Annotated in this window: 9 protein-coding genes; 8 read left to right on the plus strand and 1 reads right to left on the minus strand. The window is 45.8% G+C overall.

Annotated elements, in window-relative coordinates; all coding sequences use genetic code 11:
- Window positions 1-182: 182 nt before the first annotated feature.
- Both BR62_RS0100605 and BR62_RS0100610 read left to right on the plus strand, forming a co-directional pair.
- The gene (locus tag BR62_RS0100605) at window positions 183-1,589 is read left to right on the plus strand and encodes an arabinan endo-1,5-alpha-L-arabinosidase AbnB (protein ID WP_032869319.1); all 1,407 of its coding nucleotides are present in this window, start codon (window positions 183-185) and stop codon (window positions 1,587-1,589) included.
- A gap of 179 nt (window positions 1,590-1,768) precedes the next feature.
- Window positions 1,769-2,158 (plus strand): (deoxy)nucleoside triphosphate pyrophosphohydrolase, encoded by a 390-nt coding sequence (locus BR62_RS0100610; protein WP_032869321.1) that lies wholly within the window; start codon window positions 1,769-1,771, stop codon window positions 2,156-2,158.
- Here BR62_RS0100610 and BR62_RS0100615 read toward each other — a convergent pair.
- Window positions 2,147-5,278 (minus strand): DUF3427 domain-containing protein, encoded by a 3,132-nt coding sequence (locus BR62_RS0100615; protein WP_032869323.1) that lies wholly within the window; start codon window positions 5,276-5,278, stop codon window positions 2,147-2,149. The two genes, BR62_RS0100610 and BR62_RS0100615, sit on opposite strands and share 12 nt — an antisense overlap.
- Window positions 5,279-5,927: 649 nt before the next feature.
- Between BR62_RS0100615 and BR62_RS0100625 the strand changes: the two genes are divergently transcribed.
- From BR62_RS0100625 to BR62_RS0100650, 6 genes are all read left to right on the plus strand, one after another.
- A complete protein-coding gene (locus tag BR62_RS0100625) occupies window positions 5,928-7,763 on the plus strand; it encodes a beta-glucoside-specific PTS transporter subunit IIABC (RefSeq protein WP_032867893.1) in 1,836 nt (611 codons plus the stop codon).
- An 18-nt stretch (window positions 7,764-7,781) separates the two neighbouring features.
- Window positions 7,782-9,179 (plus strand): aryl-phospho-beta-d-glucosidase, encoded by a 1,398-nt coding sequence (locus BR62_RS0100630; protein WP_032869325.1) that lies wholly within the window; start codon window positions 7,782-7,784, stop codon window positions 9,177-9,179.
- Between the two features lie 81 nt (window positions 9,180-9,260).
- Window positions 9,261-9,707 carry a universal stress protein gene (locus BR62_RS0100635; RefSeq protein WP_007407802.1) on the plus strand — a complete coding sequence of 149 codons (447 nt, stop codon included), beginning with the start codon at window positions 9,261-9,263 and terminating at the stop codon, window positions 9,705-9,707.
- Between the two features lie 146 nt (window positions 9,708-9,853).
- On the plus strand, window positions 9,854-10,765 hold the full coding sequence (locus tag BR62_RS0100640; RefSeq protein WP_032869327.1) for a DMT family transporter: 912 nt from the start codon (window positions 9,854-9,856) through the stop codon (window positions 10,763-10,765).
- 141 nt (window positions 10,766-10,906) lie between these two features.
- On the plus strand, window positions 10,907-11,971 hold the full coding sequence (locus BR62_RS0100645) for a polysaccharide lyase family 1 protein (RefSeq protein ID WP_032869329.1): 1,065 nt from the start codon (window positions 10,907-10,909) through the stop codon (window positions 11,969-11,971).
- Between the two features lie 161 nt (window positions 11,972-12,132).
- A complete protein-coding gene (locus BR62_RS0100650) occupies window positions 12,133-19,092 on the plus strand; it encodes a DNRLRE domain-containing protein (RefSeq protein ID WP_032869331.1) in 6,960 nt (2,319 codons plus the stop codon).
- Window positions 19,093-19,100 lie beyond the last annotated feature (8 nt).

A 19,100-nucleotide genomic window follows, 5' to 3' on the forward strand; every position in this document is an offset into this window, starting at 1 on the left:
GTTTGCGAATCAGAAGTCAAAACTTTTTTTCCAGTCTTTCACAAATCAGATTGTTATCGAAGTAAAGCGGTACATCGCGAAGCCGGCGCTGTTGATCACATATTTCCGCCATCCGCATCATAAAATGGAGCGTTGTCTTGAAAGCGTTTTAAGAAAAGAAGAGAGCGAGGAGATTTCAGAAAATGAAAACCAGTTTCTTTCGTGTGTGCCTGGTCTCAGCAGCGGTCATCGGATTCACTCTGCCGCAGGCAAAAGCCCAGCATCCGGTTTTTTCAGAGGTCAGCGTGCATGATCCGTCCGTCATTAAAACAGGCGATACATATTATGTATTCGGCTCACATTTGGCTTCCGCCAAGTCGAAAAACCTGATGCAGTGGCAGCAGATGTCTTCAAGCGTCAATTCCAATAATCCCCTGATCCCGAACGTCTACACCGAATTAAAAGAGACATTCGACTGGGCCCAGTCTGATACGTTGTGGGCGCCGGATGTCGCCCAGCTGGCTGACGGGAAATATTACATGTACTATAACGCCTGTAAAGGAGACTCGCCGCGATCCGCTCTCGGTGTCGCCGTGAGTGACAAAATCGAAGGACCCTACAAGAACAAAGGCATCTTTTTGAAATCAGGCATGGAAGGAAAAAGCGAAGACGGCACGACGTATAATGCAAACGTTCACCCGAACGTCGTAGATCCGCAAACGTTTTTTGACCATAAAGGCAAGCTCTGGATGGTGTACGGCTCTTACTCCGGCGGAATTTTCATACTGGAAATGAATCCGAAAACCGGTTTCCCGCTCCCGAACCAAGGCTACGGAAAAAAACTTCTCGGCGGAAATCACAGCAGAATCGAAGGCCCGTACATCAGCTACAATCCGGAAACGAAATATTACTATCTGTATCTGTCATTCGGCGGACTTGACGCAGCCGGCGGTTATCATATGCGTGTGGCGCGCTCTAAAAATCCGGACGGTCCGTACTATGACGCCGCAGGCCATAACATGCTTGATGCCAAAGGAAAAGACGGCAGTTTCTTCGACGACAAAGCAATTGAACCGTACGGGGTCAAACTCATGGGCGGCTACAGCTTCGCCTCACAATCTGAAAAAGGCACGGGCTACGTATCGCCGGGACACAACTCCGTGTTTTACGACGGGAAAACGAAACGATCATACCTCATTTTCCACACCCGTTTCCCGAACAGAGGCGAAGAGCACGAAGTCAGAGTACATCGGCTGTACATGAACAAAGACGGATGGCCCGTTGCAGCGCCATACCGCTACGCGGGAGAACCGGATACACACATATCGGCATCCGCCGCATCCGGAACCTACAAACTCATCCAGCACGGAAAAGACATTACAGCTACGATCAAAACCCCAAAAAATATCCGGCTTAACAACGACGGCACCATTTCCGGGGAAATGACCGGAACCTGGACAATAACGGACAGCAACAAAGCCCGAATCAACCTGAACGGCACAAATTATGACGGCGTCTTCCTGAAAGAATGGGACTCAGCGAGAGAGAAAGAAGTTGTGACGTTTAGTGTGCTGAGCGGTGATGGGGAGGCTGTTTGGGGAGTGAAGTAAATTAGCACCTACTCCATTTTGGAGGGTGCTTTTTTCTTGCTAATTAGGAGAATGACCTTCTATTGCTTTTAATAAACCATTTGAATTATGATGGATTCAACCTCTATCGTTTACAGTGAACAGTATAAAATTGAAAAATTTGAATACATACCTAAGAAAAAACGAAAGGAAGTTTAATTTTGAAAGAAACAATAAAAGTAGCCGCCGCAGTCATACAAAATGAAAACAATGAAATTCTATGTGCTCTACGTTCTCCAACAATGTCTCTGCCTAATCTGTGGGAGTTTCCTGGTGGAAAGCTTGAAGAAGGGGAGAATGCACGAGAAGCACTTGTAAGAGAAATTGAAGAGGAACTTGACTGTAAAATTGTTGCGGGCGATGTAATAGCCGATATTCATCATGAATATGAGAAGGTCATCGTCAATTTAATTTCAATAAAAGCGAAGATTGTATCAGGGGAGCCGGTAGCAAAAGAGCATGCGGAATTCAGATGGGTGCCTATACGTGAGCTAGAATCACTAGAGTGGGCACCCGCTGATCTTCCGACCGTATCTGCCTTAATTCGTTAAATCCACATACAAGTTTTCTGGGACAGGCTGATGGAGCTTCCATTTGACATTCATTGGCTTGTCTCCGTGGCTTGATACGTAATCCGCTTCTCCTACATAAATAAATGGTAAAGTGATGTTGTGCATTTCAGTGAATTTCCTCACAAATAAATGAATATGGTATCCTTTTTCCTTATGGTGAATAAAGTTTTGCCCTACGCTTGATGTATGTGAGGTTTGGTTTTGACTTTGCCAGTGAAAATGGCTAGCATCAATAAAATAATCTTTATATAGCAAATGATCTTCTACTTTTTCTGACTTATTCAAATTGATAAAGATTAAATAGTGATTTTTAACTCTACGTACACCCTCTCGCCAAGTCCCTTCCTGATCAGTTGACTGAAAAAGATAAATGAGTTCATTTCTTGTATAGGTTTGATACATTGTAAGCTTAATCTCTTTTGAAGCAAGAGCTTCTATATTGTTCATACGTCTAAATTCAATCAGTCCATAGTGGACGCGCTCCTTAATATACGGTCCGAATAATGGATCGTTTAATATCTCGCTCACTTCTGGATCTAACTTGAATGTATCACCTTGTAATGTACCAAAGCGCCAATTCTGTTTTTGATCTGATTTCGTTAAACGCTCCATTGCTCGCTGAATGAGGTCATCATGTGTATCTGTTGTGATTTGAATATGAAACTGTTTTTCTAACGATTCTTTTACATCTTCTATTGTGATGATATTTTTGTGAAAACCGCTCTGTAAAATTAACCATTCATAAGGCCATTTAATAGGTAATTGCTGTTCTAATTTTGCTACTATCCCTACAACCAAGGGGTTATTGAGAATTCCTTCATCTGTAACATTCAAATCGTCCATTTTCTTTTTGGTCTGTACCCACGATTTGTATTTCTTTATAAAAAAGGTAAGCCCAGGTGCCTGTTCAGAGTATAGAAAATCAATTAATTCTGGAGAGCGTCCTAGCTCTTGTTTAAATTGCTTGTATAACGTTTTCAGCATGGCATCTGAATTTAGTTTAATATGATCGATCTTATTTAAAATTTCTTTCTTCGTTACGGCTGAAAGGTCAACATAAGATCCCCCAGGTAAATCTGAAAACTCATGCGTCACGGCCACTCGGAGGGAATCTTTATCAAACGATTTTTGGCTTGTTTGTCCAGATAGTGCGAGTGGAATAACGAATGACTTTTGATAGTTTCCGATAAAATCCAGTATCGTTACAAACTCTTTGTCGTCAGTTTTTCTAAGTCCCCGTCCTAATTGCTGAATGAAAATCGTTGGTGATTCTGTTGGTCTAAGGAACAATAGTAGATTGAGTTTTGGAATATCTATTCCTTCGTTGAAAATATCTACTGTAAATATAAGTTCTAAACTGTGGTGCGGGTCCTCCAAATGACGAATGACCTCTTGTCTTTTTGCAGGAGAATCATTTCCTGTTAAGTAAGTTGTATAAAATCCCAATTTATTAAATTCATCACTCATGTATATTGCGTGTTCGACGTTTGTACAGAAACCTAAGCCAACCATTTTCTCGCCGTGGAATCCATACATGTTGATCATCTTGATGATATATTCTACTCGTTTATGAGTTTTTAAATGATCTACTAGCGATTTCTCTTCGTACAGTCCATTTTTCACTTTTACTTTTTCATAATCTACAGTATGATCTGAAATTCCAAAATAGTGAAATGGTGCAAGTAGCTCTGCCTTTAGAGCATCGCGGAGTCTAATTTCGTAAACAACATTATGATCACAAATCTGAAGCACATCTTTACCGTCAAGACGCTCTGGTGTTGCAGTTAAACCTAATAAAAACTTTGGTGTAAAGTAGTTTAATACAGCTTGATAGGTAGATGCTTCTGCATGATGGAATTCATCAATCACAATGTAGTCAAATTCATCTGGTGAAAAGGATTCCAATGTTTCTTTTTTATGTAGCGTTTGTACAGTGCTAAATAAAAAACGCTTATCTCTTTCTTTTTTCGTTCCAGTCAATAAACCAAAATCTTCATGATTATTGGTGACTTTCTGGAATGTTTCGATTGCTTTTGTAAGTAACTCTTCCCGGTGGGCAAGAAAAAGATATTTATTTGGTTTAAATTGCTCAAAATCAAATGCTGCTAAAAATGTTTTTCCGGTTCCAGTGGCGGCGATGATGACTGCTTTTGTCTCCCCTTCGTTTCTTGTTTTTTTAAGGTTTCGTAACGCTTCCTTTTGCATGGCATTCGGGGACATTTTCGTTTTGTAAAGAGAGTTTTGAGCAGCAAAGGAAGCACTTACCTTTTGGCTTCCTGCTTGGAATTCCTCATAGGCTTGTAAAAATTGTTCGTCAACAGGCTGTGTCTTTTCATTCCAAACAGTGTCAAACAAATCTTTTGTTTGTTGATAAACGGGGAGATATCTGGTTTCAGGTAGTCTAACATTTAACTCATACCCGGTCGTAAGTGCAGCTTGTGATAGATTTGAAGATCCTACAATGACACTATGCTGTCCAGAACAGCGTTCAAATAAGTATGCTTTCGTATGGAAAGATTTTTTATATTCATTTACAATTTTCAACTCAACATTTTCAAATTGAAGAAGATGTCTTAACGCTTTCGGTTCTGTAATACCCATATAGGTAGATGTAATGATGCGTACAGGGACATGTCTTTTAGCAAGCTCCTGAAGCGGAGGGATCAAAAGCTGAACACCAGACCACCTTGTAAAACTAACCATAAAGTCTACCCGATCCGCCGTTAACATCTCGTGTTTTAATGCTTTGAAAAAGTTATCATGAGTTTGATGATTTCCTAGCAGTTTCAGACGATGTAGAGAGAATTCCTCTGAAATAGGAAGTTCCATTTCGTTTAAACTATAAAGCACTGTGGAAAGTGGTAATGAAAAATTCGTATGTTGTCCAAGCTGAGAGGCAACTTTCTCGCTCAGCTGAATCGCTTGTTCATATTGATCTTGATCCACAAGTGTTTGAAATGTCTCGCTCAGTTGTTTTGCCGTATGTAAAGTCAAAACCTCTGCATATTCTTTAGGGCTAACCGGTTGAATGCGATGTGATGTTGGATAAAGTTTTTGTTGTTGCTGAATTTCCTCATGGAAGCCTCTATGATTTCTCATCATAATCTCCTTTTTTATATCAATAATTCCATTTTATCACTACTCTTACCAATAGGTAATACTAAAAAAGAAGAGAATAAAGTCCTATTTATTAAGCGTTTAAAAAATAACGCTGAGGTAGTTTGGTGGAGTATGGAGTATTCTTACATTGAAAATGGGGTTACTGTTGAGGTAATGGGCTTGAATTGACTGCATGATCTAGTATTTGCTCTTATCAACTGGAAGCAGGTACTACTTTAACCGTTGTGGACAAACTAGAGAAGTGTGAAATTAAAGTAGAGAAGAGGAATTAGGGCGCAATTTAACTTAAAACTACTTTATCAGAGGTACTTAACATGAGGGTTCTTTTAGTTAATATAGTAGTTTATATATTTAATTAGTACATCTTTTGAAATGTAAGCGTTGACACCCAATAAATCCAGTGCTAAAGTATACATATCAACCCAATATCATTCACCCAGGATTGTTACTGCAAACCGCAGGCAAAACCTAAATTGCGTCAGACAGGGGGAGACCCCCGTGTTCTGTGCAGTTTGGGTTTTTTTTATACCCTTTTTTCGGAGGTGATGCTGATTTCATAACAAAAAAAGCCGGAGAAAGGCGGGCACCTTTCGTCCGGCGGTTCCCCCATTTTTAAGGAGGTATACTCATGGACTATCATAAAATATCAAAAGAGATTTTACAACTTGTCGGCGGGGAGGAGAATGTTCAGAGTGTCATCCATTGCATGACGCGGCTTCGTTTTAATCTGTATGACAATGCGAAAGCAGATCGGGACGGGCTGGAACAGACGGAAGGCGTGATGGGGACAAATATCAGCGGGGGGCAATTTCAGATCATTGTCGGCAATGATGTGCCGAAGGTGTATCAGGCTTTGATGGAGAGCAGCGGGCTCAGTGATGAAAGCGCAAACAAAACTTCGAAGCAGAAGAAAAATGTGCTGAGTGCCGTATTTGACGTGATTTCCGGCGTGTTTACACCGATTCTGCCGGCCATTGCCGGAGCCGGCATGATAAAAGGACTTGTCGCGTTAGCGGTGACATTCGGCTGGATGTCGGAGAAGAGCCAGACTCACAGCATTCTCACGGCTGTCGGTGACGGTGCGTTTTATTTTCTGCCGCTTTTGCTTGCGGTAAGCGCGGCGAGAAAATTCGGATGTAATCCGTACGTGGCGGCCGCTGTGGCGGGTGCGATTCTGCATCCGGATTTAACGGCCCTGCTTGGAGCAGGGAAAAGCATCTCCTTTATCGGTCTTCCTGTAACCGCTGCCACGTATTCATCGACAGTTATCCCGATTTTGCTGGCGATATGGCTGATGTCCTATGTAGAGAAAGGAATTGACCGAATCACGCCTTCATCTTTGAAATTGATTGCCGTTCCGATGCTTACGCTCGTGATCGTCGTGCCTGTCACCCTGATCACAGTCGGCCCGCTCGGCGCGATTCTCGGGAATTATCTGTCTGTCGGCGTCAATGATTTGTTCAATCATGCGGGCATTGCCGCGATGATTCTGCTTGCCGGCACATTTTCTCTTATCATTATGACCGGCATGCATTATGCGCTTGTGCCGATCATGATCAATAACATCGCCCAAAACGGACATGATTACATTCTGCCTGCGATGTTTTTGGCGAATATGGGGCAGGCCGGCGCGTCATTTGCGGTTTTCTTAAAATCAAAAAACAAAACCTTCAAATCGCTGGCATTTACGACGGGCATTACGGCATTGATGGGCATTACCGAACCCGCGATGTACGGCGTCAACATGAGATTGAAAAAACCGTTCGCGGCTGCTTTAATCGGCGGCGCGGCAGGCGGAGCTTTTTACGGTATAACGGGCGTCGCTTCTTACATTGTGGGCGGAAACGCCGGTCTGCCGAGCATTCCGGTCTTTATCGGGCCGACGTTTCTTTACGCGCTGATCGGGCTTTTTATCTCGTTTGCGGCGGGTATGGCGGCGGCACTTCTGATCGGGTTTGAGGATGTACAGTCTGAACGGGACAAAGCATCTGAAACGCCGGGTGTGACGGCAGGCGGAGAAATCATTCACAGCCCGATTAAAGGCGAAGTGAAAGCATTAAGCGAAGTGAACGACAGCGTCTTTTCCGGTGGAATGATGGGAAAAGGTTTTGCGATTCTGCCTGAAGAGGGCGCAGCGGTTTCTCCCGTAGAAGGGAGGGTGACAGCCGTATTTAAAACAAAGCACGCCATCGGCATTACGAGCACCCGGGGAGCCGAGGTTCTCATTCATATCGGGCTTGATACCGTCCGGCTGGATGGCAGGCATTTTGAGATGCACGTCAAAGAAGGCGATACTGTCGCGCCGGGAGATCTGCTGATTACTTTTGATATCGACGAGATAAAGGCTGCCGGTTTTGACGTGATCACGCCGGTCATCATTACGAATACGGATCAATATTCATTTACAGACGTGAAAAAAAGCGGAATGGTCAAACCGAACGAAGCGCTTCTGGCGTTATCCTGAAAAAGAGGTGGAGAAAACATGAAGAGATTTCCGGAAGGTTTTTTATGGGGCGGCGCAACGGCTGCCAATCAGATTGAAGGAGCTTATAAAGAAGGAGGCAAAGGACTTTCTACGGCGGATGTCTCCCCGGATGGCATTATGTCTCCGTTTCATGAGACAGACGATGCGCTGAATTTGTATCACGACGCGATTGATTTTTATCACCGCTATCAAGAGGATATCGCCCTGTTTGCGGAGATGGGCTTTAAAGCGTTCCGCACCTCCATTGCGTGGACGAGAATCTTTCCGAACGGCGATGAAACAGAGCCGAATGAAGAAGGGCTGCAATTTTACGACCGTTTGTTTGACGAATTGAGAAAACATCAGATCGAACCGGTCGTCACGATTTCTCACTATGAGATGCCGCTCGGTCTTGTGAAAAACTACGGCGGCTGGAGAAACCGCCAAACGGTCGATTTCTATGAGCGGTACGCCCGCACGGTTTTCACCCGTTATAAAGACAAGGTGAAATATTGGATGACCTTCAATGAGATCAACGTCGTTCTTCACGCTCCGTTTACAGGCGGCGGTCTTATATTCCGGGAAGGCGAAAATAAACAAAACACGATGTACCAAGCGGCCCACCATCAATTTGTGGCGAGCGCGCTGGCGGTAAAAGCCGGTCATGAGATCATTCCGGATTCACAGATCGGCTGCATGATCGCCGCGACGACGACGTATCCGATGACGCCGAAGCCGGAGGATGTATATGCGGCTTTGCAAAAAGAGCGGAGCACGCTGTTCTTTTCTGATGTGCAGGCAAGGGGCAGCTACCCGGGCTACATGAAGCGCTTCTTTAAAGAAAACGGAATTACGATCGAGATGAAGGAAGGAGACGAGGCGCTCCTGAAAGAACATACGGTGGATTACATCGGCTTCAGCTACTACATGTCGATGACGGCCAGCACGGCGCCGGAGGATTTGGCGCAATCTAAGGGAAATCTTCTCGGCGGCGTGAAAAACCCGTACCTGAAATCTTCCGAATGGGGCTGGCAGATTGATCCGAAGGGCTTGCGCATCACCTTAAACACGCTGTACGACCGTTATCAGAAACCGCTCTTCATCGTCGAAAACGGACTCGGCGCGGTTGATCAGCCGGAGGAGGACGGAACCATTCAGGATGACTACCGCATCAATTATCTGCGTGATCATTTAATAGAGGCAAGAAAGGCGATTGAAGACGGCGTCGACCTGATCGGCTACACGTCGTGGGGGCCGATTGACCTCGTCAGCGCCTCAACGGCAGAAATGAAAAAACGCTACGGCTATATCTATGTCGACCGCGGCAATGACGGAAAAGGCACGTTTGAAAGAAAGAAAAAGAAAAGTTTTTATTGGTATAAAGACGTCATCGCCACAAACGGAGAAAGTCTGTAAGCGCAATGTTCCGGAGAAAGCCGGCAAAATTGACATTCAGCAAAGAGAGGAGGACAATAAAAGCAGAAAGGCGGGATTCATATGTTTAAAAAAATTCTTGCAGCAGTAGACGGTTCAGACATGAGCAATAAAGCCCTGGACGCAGCGATCCATCTGGCGAAAGAACAGCAGGCTGAACTCACCATTCTCTATGCGGGACGTGAAGCCGTTGTCTCCACATCAGCCTTAACAGGGATTGTCTATGTTCCGGAAAACTTCATTGAAGACATCAAACATGAAGTCGAGCAAAAAGGAGCGGCCATTCTGGAAGATGCCAAGCAGAAAGCGGCAGAAAGCGGAGTAAACGCGGAAAGCCTGTACGTCCAAGGCGAACCTGCGCATCAAATTTTAAACATAGCGAAAGAACAGCATTTCAATCTGATTGTCGTCGGAAGCCGCGGAATCAGCGGATTTAAAGAAATGATGCTCGGAAGCGTGAGCCATAAGGTCTCACAATTGTCTCCTTGTCCTGTACTGATCGTTCATTAAACAGAAGACCCTGCTGATGCGGGGTTTTTTCATGAGAAAAGACCGCCGTCTTTCGAAAAATAGGATGAAATCTTCCTCTGAATCAAGTAAAATGGCTGTTAGTATTTGTCTGAATAAACAGTCAATGATATGGGGGAAGCAAATCAATGCAAGCTGAACAAACATCAAATGCCGTCATCAAAATGGTCATTTCCATGGTCATTTTCGGATCAATCGGCTTTTTCTCAGAACATACGAATGTGCCTTCAATTGAACTGGTCTTTGTGAGATGTCTGTGCGCCTCATTGTTTCTGGGCGTTTGCTGGTTTGGTTCCGGACGGTACCGCACCGAACAATGGAACCGGCGGGAGGTGCTGCAGACACTGGCCTGCGGATTTTTTCTCGTGTTAAACTGGGTGTTTTTATTTAAATCGTTTGAGGAGACATCAGTGACGATAGCGATTTCCGTTTATCATCTGGCTCCGGTTCTCGTCCTTCTCCTGGGGAGCCTTATATACCGGGAGAAACTGCATATTGTGTCCGTCACTTCCATCGTGATTTGTTTTCTGGGCACCGCCCTGATTTCCGGCATTAAAGGGAGTACATCATTTTCTCAGCTGATGGGATCGGGTATTATTTGGGCCGTGCTGGCCGCCCTTTTTTATGCTTTTACGACACTGGCCGGGAAAGGCATCAACAGCCTCAGCCCATACGCCGTCACCTGTTTGCAGACCGGATTGGGCGTTATCATTCTTCTCCCGTTCGTCCGTTTCGGCGCTTTTTCTGATTTGTCGCATGTGAACTGGATCATGATTGTGTCGACCGGTATCATTCATACGGGAATTGTGTATTTGCTCTTTTTTGACAGCTTGCGGTTTTTATCCACCCGGTTTATTTCAATCATCGTATTTCTTGATCCGGCGGTGGCGATTGTGCTTGACACCGTATTTACGGGATTTCGCCCCGACCTTTATCAATCTTTGGGGATTGTGTTGATTTTTGCGGGAATGGCACTGTCCCTGATTCGAAAGCAAAAAGCCGTGCCGGCGGAAACTCAGGCAGACAGCACCCGTATATAGGCGGCCGTACCGGCTGCTTTTTTTATTTTGGGGCTTTTCAGCCATAACGAAAAAGCAGACAAACAGATCATGGAAAAAGAGGATAGCAGTTGTATAATACTTCTTGTGTTTACAATTTAAGAAATTAAAGGAGTGAAGGGAATGATAAAGAAGACGCGTCATCTCGCTTTCTTGGCTGCACTCGGATTTGCGCTTTGTCTGGCCATCGTATGTTCCGTATCAAAACAGGCAGAAGCGGCAGCGGCTTATCCGGATGTGATGCAGGGACTTACCGGATTCGCGGGCAATGCGAAGGATCATAACGGAAAAGCAAAATCCGCCGTAACGGGAGGCCAGGGCGGCCCCGTCGTCTACGTCAGCAATCTTAATGATCTGAAAAACAATGCGGGCGGAACGGACCGCAAAACCATCGTCATCACAAGTGATATTTCTTCCCCGGGTAAAGCCGTTGTGACAGTCGGCGCCAATAAAACCATCGTCGGCTCTTATACCAGCCACAGGCTGACCAACATCTATCTGACCACCGGATCCGGCTCAAACAATGTGATTTTCAAAAATCTCATTATCAGCCATAGTGCCGCCATTACAGGCAACAATGACATTCCGATGTACATAGCGAACGGACAGAATTACTGGATTGACCACGTGTGGTTTGAAGGACACAGCTACAATCCGAACAGCCACAGTGATTTGGGAAAGCTTCTGTATGTCGGCGCCAAAGCGGATTTTGTGACGCTGTCTAACTCTAAATTCACAGACCATCTGTACGGCCTGATTCTCGGTTATCCGAATGATGATAACGAAGGACGCAATTATATCGGCTATCCGCATATGACGATCACCAACAACTATTTTAATAACGTCTATGTGCGTTCACCGGGCCTGATGAGATACGGCTATTTTCACGCGAAAAACAACTATGTGACCAATTTCAATTTAGGATTCACCATTCATACAAACGCGACTGTCTTCTCAGAAGCCAACTATTTCGGTAACGGAAATGAAAAAGGCGGAATGATAGACGACTACGGGACGGCCCAATTCACCGACACCGGTTCATTCCCGTCGCTCAAAGCCCCGAAATCACCGCGCACCGGCTGGAATCCGAGATCAAATTACAGCTATGGCACCCTTTCAGCCCAGGACGCCAAAAACTTCGCCCAATCTTACGCGGGAGCGCAAAATACAAATCTCCGCTATCCATAATACGAAAAACCGCCGGCAGCCGGCGGTTTTTTTATATGAATAAAAGGTTCAAAATCCCTATAATCCTTAAAATAACCTTAAATACCTAGGAAAATATTGATAAACAATTTCAATAATATTACTATTGTTAAGCCTATATTACAAAAGAAGGAGGAGAACCTATGAAAATAGGAAAAAAGAACAAGTGGAAAAAATGGCTGGCCGGCACTCTTGCGGCAACGCTGATGATTTCCATTGCGCCTGCCGATGTGTTTGCGGCAGAAACGCGTGAAAAACAAGATCAAGCGAAAACCGCCGCCATTCCGGCCGCAGACCCGGAAAAAGATCTTCCGGCGGAAAAAGCATCTGAGCAGATGCCTTTTGATCAAAAAGATATCAATCAAGACGGTGAGATCACGTCTGAAAGAACTGAGAATTCAAAGCTTTACTATGAAGGCGAGGGTGTGTACAAACAGGAAATCTACACAGACCCCATTCATACGAAAGAAACCGCCAATGCGGACTGGGAAGACGTTTCCCCTGAATTGAAAACCGGATCAAAGGAAGTCGGGACGGAAAATACAGTGCTGAACTCCGATTTTCTGAAGCAAATGAAAAACGGATTATACGCTACATTTGAACATGATGATTATAAGCTCACATACTCATTAACCGGCGCAAAAGGCCCCGATCAGGCTGCAATCACTCCGACAGATGCCTCAGCAAAAGTCAAGGAAGACAGCAACGAGCTTACGTATCAGCAAGTGTTTCCTGCTATTGATTTACAAACCTACACATTTAACGAAAACATAAAAGAAGACCTTGTGCTTCACAAATATGAAGGCTACAATTCCTTCACCTTTCAAATCAAAACCGACCTTCAGGCTAAAGAACAGGAAGACGGCTCGATCGCGTTTTCTGATGATAAAGACAATGTCGTCTACACCGTGCCGAAGCCCTTTATGACCGACTCAGATCTCGACGAAAAGTCAGGTGAAGTCAGCAGGTCAGAAGATGTCAGCTTCAAGCTTGAAAAAAACAGTGAAGGCTACTTGCTCCATGTAACGGCCGATGAAAAATGGCTGAAAGATCCCAAGCGGGTTTATCCGGTATCTATTGACCCTTCAACATCAGTATCTGTGTCATCCGATACCTTTGTCATGAGCGCGTACCCGACGACAAACTACTCTGCCGCATCGCAGAAATGGGATGCCGGATTGAAAGCGTACGTGCTGAAAACTGGATATTATGACGGCACAACCGGAACGAACTACGCTTTTATGAAGTTTGATAATCTAAAGCCGATCAAAAACATGACGGTGACGAAAGCGACGCTCAAAGCGTACACAGCCCACTCCTATTACGGATCAAAAGCGACGGGGCTTTGGCTCGACACCGTTAACAGCAATTACGACAATGCCAAGATTACGTGGAAGAACAAGCCGGGCTCCAAAAACATCGGCAAAGCCGAGGTCTATAAAGGCCAATGGGCAAGCTTCGATGTCACCTCCGCAGTCAAGTCGTGGAACAGCGGCGGCGCCAATTACGGCTTTAAGCTTCACGCAAACGGCAACGGAAAAGAATATTGGAAGAAGCTGATGTCATCAGCAAACTCTGCTAAAAAACCATACATTGAAGTGACATACACAATTCCGAAGGCGGACACGCCGTCTGTCAAAGCGTATCATAACGGAGATTCGACAGGATTTTTCAATATCAGCTGGAAAAAAGCTGAAGGCGCCAAAAGCTATAAAGTCTGGCTCTATAACGGGAAAGAATACCAGGCCATTCCGGTCGGCAATGCAACCTCTTGGAGCACAAAAGGAAAAAACATCTGGCCGACAAAAGCGGAAATCGACTCCGGCAAATATAAGCTGCATACAGACGGAAAAGGCGGAACTGAATTAGCGCTTAATCCTTCGCCGGTCTATAAAAACGCCGGCGGCAGCTATCCGGCAAGTAAAAATTACTGGGTCGCGGTCAGCGCGGTGTTTGACCAGGGAGAGGGCGCCATGTCTGCGGCCGCCAAGCCCGTCATTCCGAATATCGGAAGAGTTCAGAAACCGAGCACGAAAGGCTTTAATAACAACAACGCCACAGGCTGGTTTGATCTTTCCTGGAAAGCCGTATCAGGCGCAGCCGGGTATAAAATGCAAGTCTTTAACGGCAAAGGCTTTGAAACGCTTGACCTCGGAAATAAAACATCCTGGTCCACAAAAGATCAAAACATCTGGCCGACAAAGGCGGAAATCAGCGCCGGAAAATATGCGCTTCACCTGAAAGACAAAAAAGGCGCGGAATTGCCGATCAACCCGGGCCCCGTTTATAAAAACGCCGGCGGAGATGCGAACCGGAAAACCTACGGATTTAAAGTCATTGCTTATAACAAAGACGGAGAAGCGATCGCCTCACCGGAAGCGAGTCCGGCGCTGCCTGATATCGCAAAGCCGAAAAACCTGACAGGCTATGTCTATACGAACACGAAATCGAGCCAAACGGGTTATGTCAATCTCATATGGGATAAAGTCAAAAACGCCAAAGGCTACAAAATCAACATCTACAACGGAAAAGACTATCAATCATTCGATGTCGGGGATACCGATCATTGGACGACCCAAAACAAACACATCTGGCCTTCAGCCGATGAAGTGAAAGCGGGAAGATTCCAGCTTCACACGGACGGAAAGGGCGGCGAACTGGCGCTTGACCCTTCACCTGTTTACGAAAACGCAAACGGCAATTACAAAGGGAAGAAGAACTATTCCTTCACGCTGACCGCCTATGACGCAAACGGTGACAGCATACCGACGGCACCTTTTAACCCTGTTTTCCATGAAGGGGCGGAATTCCTCGGAACGGAAGAATTCTGGTCTATTATCGACATTCCGGACGGACAGCTGAACGGCGCGACGGGAAATGTCATCGTCAATGAGGAAGATATGTCAATCGACGGACGCGGACCGGGGCTCGGACTCTCCCGGACCTTCAACAGCCTTGACAGCTCTGACCATATGTTCGGCCAAGGCTGGTATGCCGATGCGGAAACGTCGATCCTTTCTGAAGACGGCAGAGCCGTTTATATTGATGAGGACGCGACAACACATGTCTTCACGAAAAAATCTGACGGCACGTATCAGCCGCCGACGGGCGTTTATCTCGAACTTACGGAAACAAGCGATCAATTTGTATTAAAAACAAAAGATCAGACGAACGCTTATTTCAGCAAAAAAGGCGGCAAGCTCCAAAAAATCGTTGACGGACACAACAACACAACCGTATACGAATATAACGACAGCAATCAGCTGACCGCCATAACAGACGCATCAGGGCGCAAGCTGACATTTACCTATGATGAAAACGGCCATGTCACATCTCTTACAGGGCCGAAAAACAAAAAGATTTCATATTCATATGACAAAGACCTTCTCAAAAAGGTGACGGATACTGACGGCAGCGTCACAAGCTACGACTATGATGCCGAAGGGCGCCTCGTCAAGCAGTATTCCGCAAACAGCACGGATGATAAACCGCTGTTCACTGAATACCAATACAGCGGCCACCGTCTGGCCAAAGCCGTCAATGCGAAAAAAGAAACGTACGACTACAGCTATGACGCGGACAAAAAAACGCTGCTCATGACGCAGCCGAACGGCCGCAAAGTGCAGTACGGCTATAACGAAGCGGGCAACCCGATTCAGATGATCGATGATGCCGAAGGGCTGAAAATCACGACCAACACCGTATACGAAGGCAACAACGTCATTCAGGACACCGATCCGAACGACGCGGATGCGGGCAAAGCGACAGAAAGCTATCAATATGATAAAGACGGCAACGTCACAGCCGTAAAAGACAACTACGGCACCGAAACGTATCAGTACAACAAAAACAATGACGTAACGAAAATGAAGGACACCGAGGGGAACGTCACTGACATTGCGTACGACGGACTTGATGCCGTTTCTGAAACGGATCAAAGCGGAAAATCCTCATCAGCCGCCGTGTATGACAAGTACGGAAATCTCATTCAATCAAGCAAAGAGCTGGCAGCTTCGGCAAGTCTGCTGAAAGACGGCAGCTTTGAAGGAACAAAGCTGGGCTGGAATCTCACCGCTACGAGAGACAGCGGAAGCATCGCGTCTGTCAAAGGAAGAAGCGGCGCGCTGTCCGGACAAAAAGCATTGGAGATCTCGTCACAATCCGCTTCAGCCGGAACAGAGCACGGCCATGCGTCCGCAACGCAGGAAGTGCAGCTAGAGCCGAATACGACGTATACACTCAGCGGCCAGATCAAAACGGATCTGACGAAGGCAAGAGCGTATTTCAACATTGATCTGCGTGACAAAGACCAAAAACGCATTCAATGGATTCACAATGAATCAGGCGCATTAGCCGGAAAGAATGACTGGACGAAACGGCAGATCACCTTTACAACACCGGCCAATGCAGGAAAAGCCATCGTCTATATGGAAGTGGATCATAACGACAAGGACGGCAAAGGAAAAGCGTGGTTTGATCAGGTTCAGCTGGAAAAAGGCGAAGTCTCTTCAAGCTATAACCCGGTGCAAAACAGCAGTTTCACGGCCAAAACAGATGGCTGGAGCACAAGCGGAGCCGCCGCTGACCTTGATGAAGGCTTCGATGATGACAGCTCATTAAAAGCGTCCCGCACAAATGCATCACAAGCCAATGCGGCCGCAAAACAAACCGTTACGCTAGGCCAAAGCGCGGACGATAAGCCGGTATATATCACGCTGACAGGGATGTCCAAGGCTGACGGCGTAAAATTAACGAACGACAATGATTACGCTCTTCAGGCTGACGTCACTTATGCGGACGGCACGACGAGCGTCTACACCGCCAAATTCCCGCAGGGGACACAGGAATGGAACCGGGCGGCGGCAGTCATTCCGAAAACAAAGCCGATCAATAAAATCGAACTCAGCATTCTGTTCCAAAAAAGCGCCACAGGAACGGCGTGGTTTGATGATATCCGTTTAATCGAAGGAAGCATCCTGACGAAAAACACCTATGACGAAAAAGGAAACTACGTCACAAAAGAAGAAGACGAACTAGGGTATGCAAGCACTGCTTCATATGACGAGACTGGAAAGAAAATGTCTGAAACCGACGCGAAAGGCGAAACAACCGCCTACGAATACGATCAGGCCGACCAGCTGACAAAGCTGACCCTGTCAAACGGCACATCCATCCTTCACAGCTATGACAAGGAAGGAAATGAGCTGACAAAAACGATTCGGGCCAGCGCAGACCAGACCTATCAATATGAATATGACGTCATGGGCAAGCTCGTCAAAACAACCGACCCGCTCGGCAATGTACTGAAGAGTGAATATGACGCCAACAGTAACTTGACGAAAACCGTTTCCGCCAACGGCAATGAAGTGTCGCTGACCTATGACGGCACCGACCGGGTTAAGTCAAAAGCGTATAACGGCACTGAAAAATACAACTTTACCTATGACAAAAACGGCAATGAAACGTCGGTCACAAACAAAGAACAAAATACAACGAAAAAACGCACCTTTGACAACAAAAACCGCCTGACCGAATTAACCGACCGCGGCGGCAGCCAAAGCTGGACGTATCCGGCTGATTCGGATAAGCTGAAAACTTTCTCATGGAGCCACGGCGGCCAAAAAGGAACAAACAGCTTTACGTACAACAAACTTGATCAAATGATTGAAATGAAAGACGGCACTTCAGCCTATACATTTGATTATGATGAAAACGGCAATGTCCAGACATTCATCAGCGGAAATGAAGTCGGCACGAGCTTCTCATATGATGAGCGGAATCTTGTCAGCTCTCTTCATATCGGAGCGAAAAACGGCGGCAGCATCTTCCGGGAAAGCTATGAATACGACGCCAACGGCAACCGCACGGTCATCGACAGCTCAGCGGGCGGAAAGGTGCAGTACGAATACGGCAAGCTCAACCAGCTCGTCAAAGAAACTCATGAAGACGGCACTGTCATTCAATATACGTACGACGGCTTCGGCAACCGGACAAATGTTACCACCACAAAGGACGGCGCAAGCAAATCAGTCAACGCTTCCTTCAACATCATGAACCAGCTGACGAAGGTGAATGACGAAGACCTGTCCTACGATAAAAACGGCAACCGCACATCCGACGGCAAATTCACATATACGTGGGACGCGGAAGACAACCTGACCGCCGTAACAAAAAAAGGCGAAGACAAGCCGTTCGCAACATACAAATACGATGAAAAAGGAAACAGAATCCAAAAAAACGTCAACGGAAACGTCACAAACTACTTCTACGACGGAGACAGCTTGAATGTCCTGTATGAAACAGACGCAGACAACAACGTCACAAAATCATACACGTACGGTGACAGCGGCCAGCTGTTATCCTATACAAAGAACGGCAAGAAATATTTCTATCACTACAACGCACACGGCGACGTCATCGCCATCTCAGACAGCACCGGAAAAACCGTTGCCAAATATCAATACGATGCATGGGGAAATCCGACAAAAACCGAAGCAAGCGACGAAGTAAAAGACAACCGCTACCGCTACGCAGGCTACCAGTACGATGAAGAAACCGGTCTATACTATCTCATGGCCCGCTACTACGAACCAAGAAACGGCGTGTTCTTATCACTAGACCCAGACCCGGGCAGTGACGGGGATTCATTGGATCAGAATGGATATACTTATGCCAATAACAATCCGGTGATGAAGGTCGACCCAGATGGGCACTGGGCCAGAATTCTATGGGAAGTAATAAAAAGGTCATGGAATGGTGCTCCAGGAAAGTGGGCAAAGAGGAATGTTGGTAAGGCATATAATGCATCAAAGAAATGGACTAAATCAGTTATTAAAAAAGGCGCAAAAAAAATCGCGAAAAGGATTCCATATAGAATTCATAAAGTAGGCCGTATAAAAGGGGATAGAGAAAAAGGAAGAGGTTATTGGGGAATAATCTATTCGAGAAAGAAAAAGACTGGGAGGTCTATATATAGATCTCTAGAGTGGCATACACCACATAATAATCATGGTTATCATTTACAAAGTAATAAGTTTTCTATATATAAAGGGAAATGGAAAAGAGGCAGTGCACAATGGCGATTTACAGTGTATAAAAGATAGAAGGAGAG

It is taken from the genome of Bacillus sp. UNC69MF (assembly GCF_000746035.1).
Classification (GTDB): domain Bacteria; phylum Bacillota; class Bacilli; order Bacillales; family Bacillaceae; genus Bacillus; species Bacillus velezensis.

Bases quoted from the DNA above. Each gene is read 5' to 3' on its own strand.
- BR62_RS0100605 (WP_032869319.1), top strand. From the start codon at position 183: ATGAAAACCAGTTTCTTTCGTGTGTGCCTGGTCTCAGCAGCGGTCATC.
- BR62_RS0100615 (WP_032869323.1), bottom strand. From the start codon at position 5,278: ATGAGAAATCATAGAGGCTTCCATGAGGAAATTCAGCAACAACAAAAA.
- BR62_RS0100625 (WP_032867893.1), top strand. From the start codon at position 5,928: ATGGACTATCATAAAATATCAAAAGAGATTTTACAACTTGTCGGCGGG.
- BR62_RS0100630 (WP_032869325.1), top strand. From the start codon at position 7,782: ATGAAGAGATTTCCGGAAGGTTTTTTATGGGGCGGCGCAACGGCTGCC.
- BR62_RS0100635 (WP_007407802.1), top strand. From the start codon at position 9,261: ATGTTTAAAAAAATTCTTGCAGCAGTAGACGGTTCAGACATGAGCAAT.
- BR62_RS0100640 (WP_032869327.1), top strand. From the start codon at position 9,854: ATGCAAGCTGAACAAACATCAAATGCCGTCATCAAAATGGTCATTTCC.
- BR62_RS0100645 (WP_032869329.1), top strand. From the start codon at position 10,907: ATGATAAAGAAGACGCGTCATCTCGCTTTCTTGGCTGCACTCGGATTT.
- BR62_RS0100650 (WP_032869331.1), top strand. From the start codon at position 12,133: ATGAAAATAGGAAAAAAGAACAAGTGGAAAAAATGGCTGGCCGGCACT.